17 protein-coding genes are annotated in these 16,538 nt (G+C 70.5%); 6 read left to right on the plus strand and 11 right to left on the minus strand.

The window, feature by feature from the left end:
* Positions 1-19: 19 nt before the first annotated feature.
* Together OG289_RS35145 and OG289_RS35150 are read right to left on the minus strand one after the other, a co-directional pair.
* Complete coding sequence (locus OG289_RS35145) at positions 20-703, minus strand: response regulator transcription factor (protein ID WP_327318069.1); 684 nt, start codon at positions 701-703, stop codon at positions 20-22.
* The gene (locus OG289_RS35150) at positions 700-1,836 is read right to left on the minus strand and encodes a sensor histidine kinase (protein ID WP_327318070.1); all 1,137 of its coding nucleotides are present in this window, start codon (positions 1,834-1,836) and stop codon (positions 700-702) included. Before OG289_RS35150 ends, OG289_RS35145 begins: the two co-directional genes overlap by 4 nt.
* A 101-nt stretch (positions 1,837-1,937) precedes the next feature.
* On the opposite strand from OG289_RS35150, the gene OG289_RS35155 reads away from it, so the two are divergent.
* The 4 genes from OG289_RS35155 (at position 1,938) to OG289_RS35170 (ending at position 5,918) form a co-directional block, all read left to right on the plus strand.
* Positions 1,938-2,900, plus strand: a complete 963-nt coding sequence (locus tag OG289_RS35155) for an ABC transporter ATP-binding protein (protein WP_327318071.1) — start codon at positions 1,938-1,940, stop codon at positions 2,898-2,900.
* Positions 2,897-4,453, plus strand: coding sequence for a hypothetical protein (locus tag OG289_RS35160; protein ID WP_327318072.1), 1,557 nt, complete (start codon positions 2,897-2,899; stop codon positions 4,451-4,453). Before OG289_RS35155 ends, OG289_RS35160 begins: the two co-directional genes overlap by 4 nt.
* Positions 4,450-5,256, plus strand: a complete 807-nt coding sequence (locus OG289_RS35165; protein ID WP_327318073.1) for an ABC transporter permease subunit — start codon at positions 4,450-4,452, stop codon at positions 5,254-5,256. Before OG289_RS35160 ends, OG289_RS35165 begins: the two co-directional genes overlap by 4 nt.
* Before the next feature lie 62 nt (positions 5,257-5,318).
* Positions 5,319-5,918 (plus strand): YdeI/OmpD-associated family protein, encoded by a 600-nt coding sequence (locus tag OG289_RS35170; protein ID WP_327318074.1) that lies wholly within the window; start codon positions 5,319-5,321, stop codon positions 5,916-5,918.
* A gap of 27 nt (positions 5,919-5,945) precedes the next feature.
* Here the strand turns inward: OG289_RS35170 and OG289_RS35175 are convergent, their stop codons facing one another.
* Together OG289_RS35175 and OG289_RS35180 are read right to left on the minus strand one after the other, a co-directional pair.
* Positions 5,946-6,584 (minus strand): hypothetical protein, encoded by a 639-nt coding sequence (locus OG289_RS35175; protein ID WP_327318075.1) that lies wholly within the window; start codon positions 6,582-6,584, stop codon positions 5,946-5,948.
* A 93-nt stretch (positions 6,585-6,677) separates the two neighbouring features.
* Positions 6,678-7,283, minus strand: a complete 606-nt coding sequence (locus OG289_RS35180; protein ID WP_327318076.1) for a YceI family protein — start codon at positions 7,281-7,283, stop codon at positions 6,678-6,680.
* 368 nt (positions 7,284-7,651) lie between these two features.
* Here OG289_RS35180 and OG289_RS35185 point away from each other — a divergent pair, with 368 nt between their 5' ends.
* Positions 7,652-9,256, plus strand: coding sequence for an acyl-CoA carboxylase subunit beta (locus tag OG289_RS35185; protein WP_327318077.1), 1,605 nt, complete (start codon positions 7,652-7,654; stop codon positions 9,254-9,256).
* A 74-nt stretch (positions 9,257-9,330) separates the two neighbouring features.
* Complete coding sequence (locus tag OG289_RS35190; RefSeq protein WP_327318078.1) at positions 9,331-9,522, plus strand: acyl-CoA carboxylase subunit epsilon; 192 nt, start codon at positions 9,331-9,333, stop codon at positions 9,520-9,522.
* Positions 9,523-9,674: 152 nt separating this feature from the next.
* Here the strand turns inward: OG289_RS35190 and OG289_RS35195 are convergent, their stop codons facing one another.
* From OG289_RS35195 to OG289_RS35225, 7 genes are all read right to left on the minus strand, one after another.
* Positions 9,675-10,256 (minus strand): GTP-binding protein, encoded by a 582-nt coding sequence (locus OG289_RS35195; RefSeq protein WP_026248371.1) that lies wholly within the window; start codon positions 10,254-10,256, stop codon positions 9,675-9,677.
* Positions 10,237-10,824, minus strand: coding sequence for a DUF742 domain-containing protein (locus OG289_RS35200; RefSeq protein WP_327318079.1), 588 nt, complete (start codon positions 10,822-10,824; stop codon positions 10,237-10,239). Before OG289_RS35200 ends, OG289_RS35195 begins: the two co-directional genes overlap by 20 nt.
* Positions 10,825-10,920: 96 nt before the next feature.
* Positions 10,921-11,334 (minus strand): roadblock/LC7 domain-containing protein, encoded by a 414-nt coding sequence (locus OG289_RS35205; protein WP_037781109.1) that lies wholly within the window; start codon positions 11,332-11,334, stop codon positions 10,921-10,923.
* Between the two features lie 10 nt (positions 11,335-11,344).
* Positions 11,345-14,677, minus strand: coding sequence for a sensor histidine kinase (locus OG289_RS35210; protein WP_327318080.1), 3,333 nt, complete (start codon positions 14,675-14,677; stop codon positions 11,345-11,347).
* A 376-nt stretch (positions 14,678-15,053) separates the two neighbouring features.
* Positions 15,054-15,629, minus strand: a complete 576-nt coding sequence (locus OG289_RS35215) for a GTP-binding protein (RefSeq protein WP_030793795.1) — start codon at positions 15,627-15,629, stop codon at positions 15,054-15,056.
* Positions 15,610-16,008 carry a DUF742 domain-containing protein gene (locus tag OG289_RS35220; protein WP_009190816.1) on the minus strand — a complete coding sequence of 133 codons (399 nt, stop codon included), beginning with the start codon at positions 16,006-16,008 and terminating at the stop codon, positions 15,610-15,612. Before OG289_RS35220 ends, OG289_RS35215 begins: the two co-directional genes overlap by 20 nt.
* 112 nt (positions 16,009-16,120) lie before the next feature.
* On the minus strand, positions 16,121-16,534 hold the full coding sequence (locus tag OG289_RS35225) for a roadblock/LC7 domain-containing protein (protein ID WP_003993189.1): 414 nt from the start codon (positions 16,532-16,534) through the stop codon (positions 16,121-16,123).
* Positions 16,535-16,538 lie beyond the last annotated feature (4 nt).

The following is a 16,538-nucleotide window of genomic DNA, read 5'->3' on the forward strand; positions in this document are numbered from 1 at the left end:
GCGGGGAGGGCGGGGAAGGTCAGGGCGACCCGGGCACGACCAGCCCAGACTCGTACGCCATGACGACCGCCTGGGTGCGGTCCCGCAGCCCCAGCTTGGACAGCACCCGGCTGACGTGCGTCTTCACCGTCTCCTCGCCCACTCTCAGCCGGGCCGCGACCTCCGGGTTCGACAGCCCCTCCGCGAGCAGCCGCAGCACGTCCGTCTCCCGCGGGGTGAGGGCGGAAAGTACGCCCTGCGCATCCTGCGCGCCCTGTGCGCGGGACCTCGGCCGCTGCCGGGCGAACTCGGCGATCAGCCGCCGGGTGACGGCGGGCGCGAGGAGCGCCTCACCGGCGGCGACGACCCGTACCGCGTCGAAGAGCCGCTCGGCGGTCACGTCCTTCAGCAGGAATCCGCTCGCCCCGGCGGCCAGCGCGTCGTAAACGTGCTCGTCGAGGTCGAAGGTGGTGAGCACCAGCACCCGCGGCGCGTCCGGCCCGCGCAGCCGCCCGGTCGCCTCGATGCCGTCCATGACCGGCATCCGGACGTCCATGAGGACCACGTCGCAACGCCGCTCCCGGCACACCCGCACCGCCTCCGCACCGTCCCGCGCGGTCCCGACGACGGTGAAGTCCGCCTGTGTGCCGAGGAGTCCGGCGTAGCCGACGCGCACGAGCTCGTGGTCGTCGGCGATGACGATCCTGACCTCGCCGGCGGTCACCGCAGGGCCTCCGTACGCAGTGGAAGCCGGGCCTCGACCAGGAAACCGCCCCCGGCCGCCGGGCCGGTGCGCACCGAACCGCCCGCCGAAGCGGCCCGCTCCCGCATCCCGAGGAGTCCGTGCCCGGCGGCTCCGGCGGCGGCCGGCCCCGGCCCATTGTCCCGCACCCGCACCGCCAACTCCTCTTCCCCATAGTGGAGTTCCACGTCCACCGCCGCCCCCGGAGCGTGCCGGCGCGCATTGGTCAGCGCCTCCTGGACGATCCGGTACGCGGTGACCTCGACGCCCGGATCCAGCGGGGCGAGCGGCCCCGAGACGATCAGCCGGGTCCGGGCGCCGCCCGCCTCCCGCGACTCGTCCACGAGGTCGAGCAACTGCCCGAGCCCCGGCTGCGGCCGCCGCTGCACCCCCGGGCCCGCGTCCTCCCGCAGCACCCCCAGCAGCCTCCGCATCTCCGTCAGGGCGGTGCGCGCGGTGTCCCCGATGGCCAGCAGCCGGGTGGCGCCCTCGGCCGGCAGGCCCGGTGTGGTCAGCCGGGCGGTCTCCGCCTGCACGGCGATCATCGAGATGTGGTGGGCGACGACATCGTGCAACTCCCGTGCGATCCGCGCCCGTTCACCGCGCGCCGCATGCTCCAGCAGGGTGTCGGCGAAGGCCCGTTCGGTCGCGCTGTGCGCCTGGGCGGCACTGCGCACGTGCCGGGCGAGGCCGGTCGCCGCGGCGGCGGACGCGAGCGTGGCCACCAGCACGGCGACGATCCGCACCCCCTCCTGATCGCTGACCAGCGCGATCACGACGTACGGCACGACGAGCGGCCCCGCCCACCGGCCCAGCACATACACGCAGGCCAACTGTGCGACGACCCCGCCCACGGTGAGCGTCCCGAAGGCCACGAGCGCGAGCACGCACCCGGCGCTGACGGCGAGCGCGGCCCCGACCCGAGCGCCGCACTCGGCGCCGAGCACGAGCGCGAGGGGCAGGGTGGTGGCGAGGGCGAGCAGCAGAACGGCGGCGAAGGAACCCCCCAACTGACCGCTGCGCAGCACGACTTCACCCACGGAGAGCACTCCGAGCCCGACCGGCAGCACCCGCACGGCCGGCGCTCTTCTCTCCCGACTCGACTCTTCCCCCACGCCGCCATTGTGCCCACCCCCTCCCGCCCGGGCGTCCCCCACGCGAGGGACCCCCGCCGCGTGACGACACATCCCCGCCCCCGCCCCTAGCCTCCCTCGACATGACCGACAATCCGACCGATCAACCGGGGGGCGACGCCCCAGCCATCGAGGTCCGCGCCCTGCGCAAGCGCTTCGGCCGCACCCTCGCCGTGGACGGCCTCTCCTTCACCGTCGCCCCCGGCACGGTCACCGGCTTCGTCGGCCCCAACGGCGCCGGCAAGTCCACGACCCTGCGCTCCCTCCTCGCCCTCGACGCCCCCGACGAGGGCGAGGCCCTCATCGCCGGCCGCCCCTACCAGGCGCTGCGCCGCCCGCTGCTGACCGTCGGCGCCCTCCTCGACGCCGCCGCCCTGCACCCCGGTCGCCGGGGACGCGACCACCTGCGCTGGCTGGCCCACTCGCACGGCCTGCCGATACGCCGCGTGGACGACGTCCTCGAGCAGGTCGGCATGGAGAAGGCGGCCCGCCGCCGGGCCGGCGGCTACTCGCTCGGCATGCGCCAACGCCTCGGCATCGCGGCGGCCCTCCTCGGCGACCCCCCGGTCCTCCTCCTCGACGAGCCGGTCAACGGCCTGGACCCCGAGGGCATCCAGTGGATCCGCGCCTTCCTGCGCCGGCTCGCCGCCGAGGGCCGGGCGGTCCTCGTCTCCAGCCACCTGATGAGCGAACTGGAGGACACCGCCGACCAGGTGGTGGTCATCGGCCGCGGCCGGCTGATCGCCGACGCGCGGGTCGCCGACCTCCTCGCCGCCGCCTCCGGTGACCGCGTCCGCCTGCGCACGGACTCCCGTGCCCGCGCCATGGAGGTGCTGACCCACGAGGGCGGCACGGTGGCCGTCACCGACCGCGACACCCTCACCGTCTCCGGCCTGCCCGCCCCGAGGATCGTCGAACTCCTCTCCGCGGCCGACGTACCGGTGACCGAAGTGGGCGCCCACCGGGCGACGTTGGAGGAGGCATACATGGAACTCACCCGCACCGCCGCCGAGTTCACGGCGTCGAGGGGCGAGGTGTCCGCATGACCACGAAGCCACCACCCCCACCTGCCACCCTGTACCGCTCCAGCCTCCACGCGACCGCCCGCGCCGGTTTCCTCCGCCTCCTGCGCGCGGAGTGGACGAAACTGTGGACGGTACGCGCCTGGCTCCCGGCCCTGGCGGTGGCGGCGGCGGTCACCGTGGCCGTCTCCCAGCTCGGCGCGAGCGGCTCCGCCACCAGCGCCCTCGACGTCACCCTCGCCCCCGACGGCACGGTCGTCACCGACGCCTTCCACCTCACCCACCGCCCCCTGACCGGCGACGGCACCCTCACGGTCCGCGTGACCGGTCTGCGCAGCGCCGACGGCAAGGAGCTGGAGCCCTGGGCGAAGGCGGGCCTGATCGTCAAGCAGAGCCTCGCACCCGGGGCGCCGTACGCGGCGGTCCTGTCGACCCCCGAACACGGCGTACGCATGCAGTGGAACTTCACCCACGACAAGGCGGGCACCGGCGCGAGCACGACCGCCGCGGCCACTCGCTGGCTGCGCCTGACCCGCACGGGCGATCGCCTCACCGGCTACGGCTCCCCGGACGGCCGCACCTGGACGAAGATCGCGCAGATCGGCATCGAGGGCCTCACCGGCACCGTCGAAGCGGGCGTCTTCGTCGCCACGCCGGCCCACCAGGTCCTGCGCCGCTCCTTCGGCGGCACGAGCGAGGTGTTCGGCGGCGGAGCGGTCACCGGCACCTTCGACCACCTGTCCCTGACGGGTGCCGCGGGGGACTCCTCGGCACCGGCCTGGACCAGCACCGACGTCGGCGGCACGGCCCCCAACGGCCCCACCCCCGCCGACGCCCGGCGCGGCACCACGACCACCACCGCCTCCGGCGCCTACACCCTCACCGGCCGCGGCGACATCGCCCCCGACGAAAGCCTCGGCGACACGATCCAGATGAGCTTCCAGGGTGTCTTCGTCGGGGTCCTGTTCATGGCGGCCCTGGGCGCGCTGTTCATGACCAGCGAGTACAAACGGTCCCTGATCCGTACGACGTTCACGGCGACGCCGTCCCGTCTGAAGGTCCTGGCGGCGAAGGCGACGGTCACGGCCGGCGTGACCTTCACGGCCGGCCTCGCGGCGACGGCCCTGGCCTTCCCGCCGGCCCAGGACAGCCTGCGCGCGAACGGCTTCGAGCCTCCCGCCTTCCCGGACTACTCCTTCCTCGACACCCCGGCCCTGCGCGCGATCGTGGGCAGCGCGCTCCTGCTGGCCCTGGTCGCAGTCCTGGCCCTCGCCATCGGCGTGGTGCTGCGCGGCAGCGCGGCCACGATCGCCACGGTCGTCGGCCTCGTCGTCCTCCCGCAGATCCTCGCCTTCGCGCTGCCCCTCCCGGCGGCCCAGTGGCTGCTCAGACTGACCCCGGCGGCGGCGTTCGCGATCGAGCAGGGCGCGACACGTTACGATTTCGTGGAACACAACTGTCTCCCGGAGAGCGGCTGTTACCCCCTCTCCCCGTGGTCGGGCCTGGCCGTGATGGCGGCGTACGCGGCCGTAGGGCTCCTCCTGGCAGCCTGGTGTCTGCGCAGGAGGGACGCGTGAGGAGAGAAACCGTGCTCGCCGGGCACCTGCACGCGGAGTGGACCAAGCTCCGCACGCTGCCGAGCAGTTGGTGGCTGGCGGCGGCCATCCCCCTCCTGACCCTGGCCCTGGGCGCGGCAGCGCTCGCCTCCCTCACCGCCCACGTCTGCCCGTCGCTCGCCGCCTGCCACGAGGACACGGTGAAACTGAGCCTGACGGGCATCTGGGCGGCCCAGGCGGCGGCCCTGATCCTCGGCGTGCTGTCGATGGGAGGGGAGTACGCCACGGGCACGATCCGCACGACACTGACGGCGATGCCCGCGCGGGGGAGGGTCCTGGCGGCGAAGGCGACTGCATTGGCGGCCCTGACGGCGACGGCGGCCACCGCGGGCGTCCTGCCCTGCCTGCTCCTGGCCCGCCTGATCCTGCCGACGAACGGCTTCACGAAGAAGACGGACCATCCCCTGCCCACCCTCACCGACCCCTCGACGCTCCGCGCCACATTCGGCTCGGTTCTCTGCCTCGCCCTGGTCGCCCTGCTGGGCCTGGCCCTGGCGACGCTGCTGCGGGGCACGTCGGCCGCTGTCACACTCGGCCTGGGCGTCCTCTACGTCGTCCCGCTGCTGGCCGACATCCTCGCCTCACCCACCTGGCAGGACCGCCTCAACCGCTGGACGCCCATGCCGGCGGCCCTGTCCATCCAGGCGACGAGAGACCTGGACCGTCTCCCCATCGCCCCCTGGCCGGGCCTGGCCGTACTGGCGGCCTACGCGGCAACCCTGCTCGCGGGAGCCGCCCTGCTCCTCGGATCCCGGGACGCGTGAGCGGGGCGAGCCCGGTCCCGATTAGGACAGCAACTGACCTGTCCGGCCTCTACGGTCGTCGTATGACCGCAGCAGCCGACCCCGAGACGACGCCCGCACTCCTGCCGCTCTCCTTCCCCTCCGCCCCCGCCCTCGATGCCTGGCTCACCGCCCACCCGGCACCGCACCCCGGTCTCTGGGTCGAGGTCGCCAAGAAGGGGGCAGGTCCGGCCTCCGTCACCGCCGGTGAGGTCAACGACGTCGCCCTGTGCCACGGGTGGATCACCGGGCAGCGCAAGGGGCTCGACGGCACCCACTATCTCCAGCGGATCACGCCCCGGCGGCCGAACAGCCTCTGGTCGAGGGTCAACGTGCGGCGGGTCGCGGAGCTGACCGCCGAGGGCCGGATGCGTCCCGGCGGCCTCGCCGAGGTGGCGGCCGCGCGGGCGGACGGACGGTGGGCGGCGGCGTACGCCTCGCAGAAGGACGCCGCCGTTCCCGGGGAGCTCGTGGCCGCGCTGGACGGCAACCCGCGCGCCAAGGCGGTGTTCGACGCACTGGGCAGGACGGACCAGTACCTCGTCATGCTCGACCTGCTGCGGGCGCGGACTCCGCAGAGCCGCACGGCTCGACTGGCGGCCGCCATCGCCAGGCTGGAGGCGGCGGCAGCCGACCCTTCGTGAACCACCGGCGGCCCACGTGAGACGCCGTCAGTCCTGGACCGCGGCCTTCGCGAAGCCGATCAGTCCGTCGAAGTCGATCGCGCCGGGGTCGCCGTGCGCGTTCTCCGGCACGTGCATGTGCCCGCACACTCCCTTGAACGCGTTCCACTGTGCCCCGCTCATCCGCTGCCCGCCCCCGTTGTCCGAGGACGTCGGGTACGCGGGCCACCGCGCCGGCCCGCGCAGCGGTACGTCGTGGTGGAGGTGCATCCACGCCAGGTACTGGGCGACCGCGCGCAGCGCCCACTCCGGGGCCTTCGGCCAGTAGATGTGGGCCTGGTGGTGGGCCTTCAACCGGGCGTGGACATCGGGGTCGCAGGTGCCGACGAGTTCCGCCTGGCAGACGTTCAGCGTGTTCGTCTCGACGCCACCGCGAAGGTTGGCGAGCGCGCGCGAGGAGACATCGATGTCGAAGTGCTGGTACCACTTCAGTCGCTTGGCGGCGAAGTCCGGCACCGCCGTCAGGTTGGGCGCGATCGAGCCGCCCCGGTAGTCGGGCAGTGAACTGCCCTCAGTCGTGTGCAGGACGACGACGTTGACCTCCATGCGGTCACCGCCGAAGTCGTCCTGGTACCAGTGGTCGCGGTTCGCGTCCGGGTAGTGCTGGGGTCCGGTCCTGGTGCTCATGCCTCGTGACTGTGACACAGAGCACAGCGAGGGGCCGGTAGCTGTTCGCTTCCGGCCCCTATCCGCCGATTTCTTCCGAAATCGATGATCCGCTTACGCGTTCTTGATCGCCGAGATGTCGAAGTTCAGTTTGATCTTGTCGGAGACCAGGACGCCGCCCGTCTCCAGCGCCGCGTTCCAGGTCAGGCCCCACTCCGAGCGCAGGATCTCCGCCTTGCCCTCGAAGCCGACGCGCTCGTTGCCGAACGGGTCCTTGGCGGAGCCGTTGAACTCCAGGTCGATGGTGAGGGGCTTGGTGACGCCGAGGATGCTCAGCTCGCCGGTGATGCGGTAGTCGTCGCCGCCGAGCGCCTCCGCCGAGGTGGAGCGGAAGGTCATCGTCGGGAACTCGTCGGTCTTGAAGAAGTCCGAGCTCTTCAGGTGGCCGTCACGGTCGGCGGACCCGGTGTCGATGCTGTCCATCTTGACGTCGATGGAGGCGGTGGACTTCGACGGGTCGGTGCCGTCCAGGTGCAGTGTGCCGGTGAAGTCGTTGAACTTGCCCTTGACGTTCGTGACCATCGCGTGGCGCGCGACGAAGCCGATCGTCGAGTGTGCCGGGTCGATCGAGTAGTCGCCGGTCAGGGCGGCGAGGTCGGGGTTCACCGCAGCGGCCGCGGCGGTGGTCTCGTCGGTGTTCTTGCGGCCGAAGATGCCCATGACGTGCTCCTTGGGGACGGGGAAGATCCAGGATGTTTAATCTTCAACGAGGTCAACACGAGTGACCGTAGACCTATTCCGTTCAATGTTCAACATCATCCGGTGCGTGTTCCCCTCATTGCTCCATGCGATCATCGTGAGCCGCCGTCCGGCCCCCCCGTTCACCCCGGGGAGGGCATGTGGCCCGGCTGAATGTGAGCCGCGTCTCAGCCCCTCGCTTTGTGTGACCCCTACAGGCTCCAGGCCCTCTGAGCAGTCGGAACGCCTGCATGGCTCTATGGTTCTGTTCAGTGGCACCAGGAAAACGCACCGGAGACTGTACGGAGTCGACGTCTCTCTTTCCTTGGTGGGCTTCGTAAGGTCGCTACATGACCGTTTTGGAAGAGACGACGGGTGAGCCGACCACGGAGCCCTCGGAGCCCACGGACGCGCGCGGGCGCGTGGCCGAGCTGCGCGAGATCCGTGCCCAGGCGCTGGCCGGCCCGAGCGAGAAGGCGACCCAGGCGCAGCACGCCAAGGGCAAGCTGACCGCCCGGGAGCGGATCGAGCTGCTGGTGGACCCGGGTTCCTTCCAGGAGGTCGAGCAGCTGCGCCGGCACCGGGCGACCGGGTTCGGCCTGGAGGCGAAGAAGCCGTTCACCGACGGTGTCATCACCGGCTGGGGCACGGTGGAGGGGCGTACGGTCTTCGTCTACGCCCATGACTTCCGCATCTTCGGCGGCGCGCTGGGCGAGGCTCACGCCACGAAGATCCACAAGATCATGGACATGGCCATCGCGGCCGGCGCCCCGCTGGTCTCGCTCAACGACGGCGCCGGCGCCCGCATCCAGGAGGGCGTCTCCGCGCTCGCCGGCTACGGCGGCATCTTCCAGCGCAACACCAAGGCCTCCGGGGTCATCCCGCAGATCAGCGTCATGCTGGGCCCGTGCGCGGGCGGCGCGGCCTACAGCCCCGCCCTCACCGACTTCGTGTTCATGGTCCGCGAGACCTCGCAGATGTTCATCACCGGCCCGGACGTCGTCAAGGCGGTCACCGGTGAGGAGATCACCCAGAACGGCCTCGGCGGCGCCGACGTGCACGCCGAGACCTCCGGCGTGGCCCACTTCGCGTACGACGACGAGGAGACCTGCATCGCGGAGGTCCGCTACCTCCTCTCGCTGCTCCCGCAGAACAACCGCGAGAACCCCCCGCGCGTCGAGGCCGGCGACCCCGCCGACCGTCGCAGCGACGTCCTGCTCGACCTGGTCCCGGCGGACGGCAACCGCCCGTACGACATGACCAAGGTCATCGAGGAGATCGTCGACGACGGCGAGTACGTCGAGGTCCACGAGCGCTGGGCCCGCAACATCATCTGCGCCCTGGCCCGCCTGGACGGCCAGGTCGTCGGCATCGTGGCCAACCAGCCGCAGTCCCTCGCCGGTGTCCTGGACATCGAGGCGTCGGAAAAAGCTGCGCGCTTTGTTCAAATGTGTGACGCTTTCAATATCCCGATCGTCACCTTCCTGGACGTTCCCGGGTTCCTCCCGGGTGTCGACCAGGAGCACGGCGGAATCATCCGGCACGGCGCGAAGCTGCTCTACGCCTACTGCAACGCGACCGTTCCGCGGATCTCGCTGATCCTGCGCAAGGCGTACGGAGGTGCCTACATCGTCATGGACAGCCAGTCCATCGGCGCGGACCTCACCTACGCCTGGCCGACGAACGAGATCGCCGTCATGGGCGCCGAAGGCGCCGCCAACGTCATCTTCCGGCGACAGATCGCCGGGGCCGAGGACCCCGAGGCCATGCGGGCCCGCATGGTCAAGGAGTACAAGTCCGAGCTGATGCACCCGTACTACGCGGCGGAGCGCGGCCTGGTCGACGACGTCATCGACCCGGCCGAGACCCGCGAGATCCTCATCCGGTCCCTCGCCATGCTCCAGTCCAAGCACGCAGACCTGCCCTCCCGCAAGCACGGCAACCCCCCGCAGTAACCCGTAACCCGGCAGATCCGACGGGTAACCCGCCGGATCCCCTGCGGAAACCTCATCCACGGAGACTTGCACCCATGAACACTCCCGACATCCGCGTCGAGAAGGGCCACGCCGAGCCCGAGGAAGTCGCCGCCATCACGGCGATCCTCCTGGCCCGCGCCGCAGCCCGGTCCTCCACCACCCCGGCCCACCGAGGCCGCCCCAAGGCCGGCTGGCGCCGCCTGGAGCGCGAGGGCGGCTTCCGCGCCCCGCACAGCTGGCACTGAGCCGAGCCGGTAGAACGCACGAAGAAGGGCCCCTCTCGCAAGAGAGGGGCCCTTCCGCATACCTGGGGGCGCGGGGGGAACCGCGCGAGAGCCACGGACTGCCCGCAGACGGCACACAACCATCCGAGGCAGCCCAGTGGCCGCACGTCGAACTACCGCAACCGTGCCATGAGCGCATGCTCCACAAGAGTGATCAGCGCGGACTTGGCGTCAGCGCGATGCCTCGCGTCCGTCGTGATGATCGGGGTGTCCGGGCCGATCTGCAGCGCCTCGCGCACCTCGTCCGGGTTGTACGGCTGGTTGCCGTCGAAGCCGTTCAACGCGATGACGAAGGGGAGACCGCTGTTCTCGAAGTAGTCGACCGCGGGGAAGCAGTCGGCGAGACGGCGGGTGTCCACGAGCACGATCGCGCCGATCGCGCCGCGCACCAGGTCGTCCCACATGAACCAGAAGCGGTCCTGGCCGGGCGTACCGAAGAGGTACAGGATCAGGTCCTGGTCCAGGGTGATGCGGCCGAAGTCCATGGCGACCGTGGTGGTCGTCTTGTCCCCGGTGTGGGTGAGGTCGTCGATACCCGCCGACGCGGACGTCATGACGGCCTCGGTACGCAGCGGATTGATCTCCGAAACAGCCCCGACGAACGTGGTCTTGCCCACGCCGAAGCCGCCCGCCACCACGATCTTCGCGGAAGTGGTGGAGCGGGAGGGACCCCCGCTAGAGCTTGCGAAGTCCACTGAGCACCCTTTCGAGCAGTGTCACGTCTGGCTGGCCGCCGGCGCTCTCGTCGCCGCCGGGCTGATGGATGGCGACCAGGCCCGCCTCCGCCAAGTCGGCGACGAGGATCCTGGCCACGCCGAGAGGGATGGTCAGCAGCGCCGAGATCTCGGCGACCGACTTGATCTCTCGGCAGAGGTTGCAGATCCGCTGATGCTCGGGCAGTTGGCCCTGCATCTGATGCGGCTGCGCAGTGGTGTGCACCAGCGCCTCGATGGCGAGCTGGTAACGCGGGCGGGTCCGGCCACCGGTCATGGCGTACGGACGCACCAACGGGTTGTGCGATGCCCCGGCGGGTGCCGGTTCGGAGGTGCGGCGCTGCGGCTGCACTGGCTGGATGCGCGGGGCGGGGGGCTGGTCGTACGGGGACGGTCCGGGGCCCTGCGGGCCCTGGGGCGTGTACGGCCGCTGCTGGCTGGGCGCGGAGGGGAAGTTGTAACGGTTCGGGTTCTGGGAACCGTCGCCCTGGCCCTGGGCAGGGCCGTACGACCAGTTACCCGAATTCGAACCGCCTGGGGGTGTTGCCACTCTCTCTCCTCCTCCGACTGTGCCTGGCACCCATCACGTGGAAGCCGCGTCCCGAAACCCTACGGCCTCGGGACGCCAAAACGCACCGTCCGTCTGTTAGTTGAGAAGGCTCCCTTGGAGCTCTGCACGAAGGTCGGGCGTCAGGACCGAACCCGCACGGTCCACCAGAAGGGCCATCTCGTACCCAATGAGGCCGATGTCGGCCTCGGGGTGAGCGAGAACCGCGAGCGAGGAACCGTCGGATACGGACATGATGAAGAGGAATCCCCGCTCCATCTCCACAACCGTCTGGTTCACGCTGCCTCCCTCGAAGATCCGGGAGGCGCCTGCCGTCAGGGACGTCAGACCGGAGGCGACGGCCGCGAGCTGGTCGGCACGGTCGCGGGGGAAGCCTTCGGACATCGCCAGAAGGAGTCCGTCGGCGGAGACCACCACCGTGTGGGACACCCCCGGGGTGTTGTCCACGAAGTTGGTGATCAACCAGTTCAGGTTCTGTGCCGCCTGGCTCATCGGGCTCACACTAACGCTCCTGGTTGTAGGTGCTGTCAGGACCGAAGCCCTGGCCGTTCGTTTCACTGCTTCCTGCGTTGCGTCCCCGCTGGACGCCCCGACGCAGGTTGCTCAACCTGCCTCGGACGTCCTCCGGGGCGCGGGAGACCTGAGGGCCTCCCTGGGGGGTGTTCTCGGCCGCGCCCTCGACCAGATTGGCCTTGGGTACCCGCCGCGGCAGGCCGGAGGAGGTGACCCCACCCGCCTTGGGCTTCTTCAGAGCGGAGGCCTGCTGCCAGCGCTCGTCGTTCGCCGAACGCCAGATGTCGCCGCCCTTGCCCTCCGACGAGGAGGCCGCCACTTCCTGCTTCGCGGGGCCCGAGCCGTTCGCACCGCTTGCGGTGGAGCCGCGGCGGGGGAGACCGGCGTCGGTCAGCGCGTGGGAGGCGGAGGGGGTCGGTCCCGGACGATCGAAGCCTACGCGGTTCTGCTCACCCGCGTCAGCGGCCTGCACGGATTCCGCTTCCGGAGCGTACTGGTCCGGGTAGCCGTTCTGGTAACCGCTCGTGTGACCGTTCTGCTGGGGCCAGTCGTCCTGATAGGACTGCTGCTCCTCGTACGGCTGGAAGCCCTCGGAGGCGGTGGCGGGGGACGCCGTCCGCTCCTCCTGGACGGGCTCCGCATACGCCGGGTCCGGGTAGCCGCCGTTCGACGAGAAGCCGTCGTTCTGCGGCAGGCCGCCGTTCGTGGAGTACGAGTCGGTCTGCGGCAGACCGCCGTTGGGCGCGAAGTACTGATCGTCGTACGCCGGCCGCTGCTGCTCTTCGTACGCCGTCTGCTGGTCGAACGCCGCGGGCTGTTCGGCGTAGCCGGTCGCGCTGTTGTCGTAGCCGCCGCGGGTGCCGTTCTGGGCGGGGTCGTAGCCGTTCTGGCCCGCGTCGTACGCCTGCGGCTGACGGGGCGAGTCGAAGCCCTCGCCGAAGGCCGGCGTCTCGCCGGACTGCTGCTGCGCGGGCTGGCGGCCCGGCTGATCCTGGCCCGGCTGGGACTCCAGGGCCGCACGGCGTTCCTCGCGCATCAGGGAGCGGCCCACCGGGTCCAGCTCGCGGATGTCGTCGGGGACCTCGTACTGGCTGTCGTCGAAGCCGAGCTCGGCGGCGGTGCGCATGGGCAGACCGTTGTTGAAGTCCTCGCCGCCGGCGCCGAAGTTCTGCTCCGGGATGATCTGCGAGACGGTGAACTCGTCGCGGTCGGGCTGGTGCTCGCCGCCACCGCCGCCGTGCGTGATCGCGTCGGGCAGCATGACCAGCGAGGTCGTACCGGCCTGCTCGCCCGAGGGGCGCAGCTGGACGCGGATGCCGTGCCGGTCGGACAGCCGGCCGACCACGAACAGGCCCATGCGCTGCGAGATCGCGGCGTCCACCGTCGGCGGGTTGGCCAGCTTGTGGTTGATGTCCGCGAAGTCCTCGGCGGTGAGGCCGATGCCCTTGTCGTGGATCTCGATCATGACCCGACCGTCGGGGAGACGGGTGGCCGTGACCCGGACCTTGGTCTGCGGGGAGGAGAACGTCGTCGCGTTCTCCAGGAGCTCGGCGAGCAGGTGCACGAGGTCGGTCACGGCGCGGCCGTGGATCTCGGCCTCCGGTACGCCCGACAGCTCGACGCGCTCGTACTGCTCCACCTCGGAGGAGGCGGCGCGCAGCACGTCGACCAGCGGGACCGGCTGGTCCCAGCGGCGTCCGGGCTCCTCGCCGGCGAGGACGAGGAGGTTCTCACCGTTGCGGCGCATACGGGTCGCGAGGTGGTCCAGCCGGAAGAGGTTCTCCAGCTGGTCCGGGTCGGCCTCGTTGTTCTCCAGGTCGGTGATCAGGGTCAGCTGGCCCTCGATCAGCGACTGGTTGCGGCGCGAGAGGTTGGTGAAGATCGCGTTGATGTTGCCCCGCAGCAGAGCCTGCTCGGCGGCGAGCCGGACGGCCTCGCGGTGGACCTGGTCGAAGGCGCGGGCGACCTCGCCGATCTCGTCCGTCGTGGTGATCGGGATCGGCGCGACCCGGGTGTCGACCCGGCCGGGGTCGGTGCGGGAGAGCTGGTCGACCAGCATCGGCAGCCGCTGTTCGGCGATGCCGAAGGCGGCGTTGCGCAGCTGGCGCATCGCGCGGCTCATCTGGCGGGCCACGGCCCCGGCGAGGATGAACGCCAGGAGCAGGGCGACGACGACGGCGGCACCGGTGATGATCGCGGAGGTCTTGGCGTCAGCGGCGATGTCCGAGGCGTCGCCCACCGCGCGGTTGATGAGCTCGCTCTCGACCTGGCTGTAACCGTCGAACTTGAGGGTCGCGGCCGACATCCACGCCGAGGCGGTGATGCCCTGGTCCGCGAGCTGGGAGGGGGTCTGCCCGCTGCCGATCGCCTGGATCATCTTGTCCATCGCGGGCGGAGCGGTGAAGTCCTGGTTCGCGGCCTCCGCCTTGGTCTTCGCGTCGGCGACCTGCTTCTCGCCCTCCGCGGTCTTCTCCGTCATGACCTGCGTGAGCCGTGCCGCGTCCTGGACGGTGCCGCCGGAGACGAACTCCTGCTGAGCGACGCCCTCGAGGTAGGCATACGAGGTGAAGGCGGTGACCTGCTGCGCGTAGACCTTCTCGTCGGGGCTCGGCCGGACCAGCAGGTGCATGCCGATCGCGCGCTGCAGGGACTCGGCGCCCTTGGCAAGGGCGATCGCGTAGACCGTGCGCCCGTAGGCGGTGATGTTGCCGGTGCCGAGGCCGAGCTCGTTGGAGAACTCCATCAACAGGTGCTCGACCGCGACGTAGCCCTCTTCGGTCTTCACCGGGTCCATGGTCTTGGTGTAGGCGGCCGCACGAATCTTCGTCAGCGTCGGCTCGGCCTCCTCCACGAGCTTCAGACGGCGCTTCAGGCCGTCCTTGTCCGGCATCCCCGCGACCTCGTCGTGGAAGGCGGAGGCCGCCGCGTCGGTGACGGAGCGGACTTTCTTGACGCTCGCGTCGGCCGTCTTGCCCTGCAGCAGAGGCTGGGCGGTGACGTCCCGCTCGTTGAGGAGGGCCTCGGCGTAGTCGCCGGCGGCGGCCACGATCTTCGCGACCTTCTCGGCGTCCTGCGCCTCCTGCCAGGTGTCGATCGAGCTCTTCACCTGGAAGCCGCCCATGACCAGGCCGACGACCACGGGTATGAGCAGGATCGCGTTCAGCCGGGTCGGCACCCGCCAGTTGCGTGGGGAGAGACGGCCGCCGCTCTTCGCGGGTGCGGCCGTCGGCTCCGAGCCGGGCGCAGGGGTCGCCGCTCCGCGCGGCGGCGGGGTGAAGTTGCCCCGGGCCGCCGGCTCGGGACTTTTCTTGCTTCGCCTCACTCGACCAACAACCTCTCGGCGGTCGGCACCTTCGTCGTGCCGCAGTGTCTCAGAGCCCGGTCAGCCATCGACCATGAGTACGTCATTGACTATTGGGCAGTTCAGGCATTCCAGCACGACGACCAGTGCTCCTCCAAACATGGGAAAGAGTTGGTTCGACGTGATGTAAACCCCAGATAAAACGGTCAAAAAGAACGAGCCCCACCATAAGGCGGGGCCTTCGTGAGCACAGCGAGACCAAGTGACCGCGACGCGTGGCCGTACCACCGGATTCCTCTGCCGAAACGTTATGAACACCGGAGCCGGCCGTGTCAAAGGCCACAGCCGACTCCGAAGCGTCTACGACAACTGCCGTACGCGCCTGGGTATTTGAAAGTTACCGCAGTCGCGCCATGAGTGCGTGCTCGACCAGCGTGATCAGCGCGCTCTTGGCATCCGAGCGATGCCGGGCGTCCGTCGTGATGATCGGGGTGTCCGGGCCGATCTGCAGCGCCTCGCGCACCTCTTCGGGCTGGTAGGGCTGCTGGCCGTCGAAGCCGTTGAGGGCGACGACGAACGGCAGACCGCTGTTCTCGAAGTAGTCGACCGCGGGGAAGCAGTCGGCCAGCCGCCGCGTGTCCACGAGCACCACCGCGCCGATGGCGCCGCGCACCAGATCGTCCCACATGAACCAGAACCGGTCCTGGCCCGGCGTACCGAACAGGTAGAGGATCAGGTCCTGGTCGAGCGTGATGCGGCCGAAGTCCATGGCCACCGTGGTGGTGGTCTTGTCCCCGGTGTGGGTGAGGTCGTCGATGCCCGCGCTCGCGGACGTCATCACGGCCTCCGTACGAAGCGGGTTGATCTCGGAGACCGCTCCCACGAACGTGGTCTTGCCCACGCCGAAGCCGCCCGCCACCACGATCTTCGCCGAGGTGGTGGCCCGGCCACCGTCAGAGCTTGCGAAGTCCACTGAGCACCCTTTCGAGCAGCGTCACGTCCGGTGCGCCGCCGTTGTTCTCGTCGCCGCCCGGCTGGTGGATGGCCACCAGGCCGGCCTCGGCGAGGTCCGCGACGAGGATCCGCGCCACACCCAGCGGCATGGCCAGGAGAGCCGAGACCTCCGCGACCGACTTGACCTCGCGGCACAGGTGGCAGATGCGCTGGTGCTCCGGGAGCAGCCCCATGAGCGCTGCCGGGTCGGCCGTGGTGCTGATCAGCGCCTCGATGGCGAGCTGATAGCGCGGCCGGGTCCGGCCACCGGTCATCGCGTACGGACGCACCAGCGGCTGGTCGCCCTCATCCCCGTACGGCTCCGCGTACGGATCATGATGGGCGGTGGGCGGGGTCATGGATCCTCCGGGCGGGACAGCATTCTCGGTCAGTCGTGCCGTCCGTCGAGGCCGGTGGGGGGAGTGTGTCGGCCGGACGGTGATTTCGTGAGGTGGGTGGTACTCGGGCGGGTCAGTGGAGCAGACTGCCCTGGAGCTCGGCGCGCAGGTCGGGCGTGAGTACCGCGCCCGCCCGGTCGACGAGGAGCGCCATCTCGTAGCCCACGAGGCCGATGTCACATTCGGGGTGCGCGAGGACGGCGAGGGACGAGCCGTCCGAGACGGACATGAGGAAGAGGAAACCTCGTTCCATCTCGACGACGGTCTGCGCGACGCTGCCGCCCTCGAAGATCCGGGAGGCCCCGGCCGTCAGCGAGGTCAGCCCCGACGCGACGGCCGCCAGCTGGTCGGCACGGTCGCGCGGAAAGCCCTCGGACATCGCGAGAAGGAGCCCGTCGGCGGACACCACGACGGTGTGGGACACCCCGGGGGTGTTGTCCACGAAGTTGGTGATCAACCAGTTCAGGTTCTGTGCCGCCTGGCTCATCTGG

The sequence above is a fragment of the Streptomyces sp. NBC_01235 genome, from assembly GCF_035989285.1.
GTDB lineage: Bacteria > Actinomycetota > Actinomycetes > Streptomycetales > Streptomycetaceae > Streptomyces.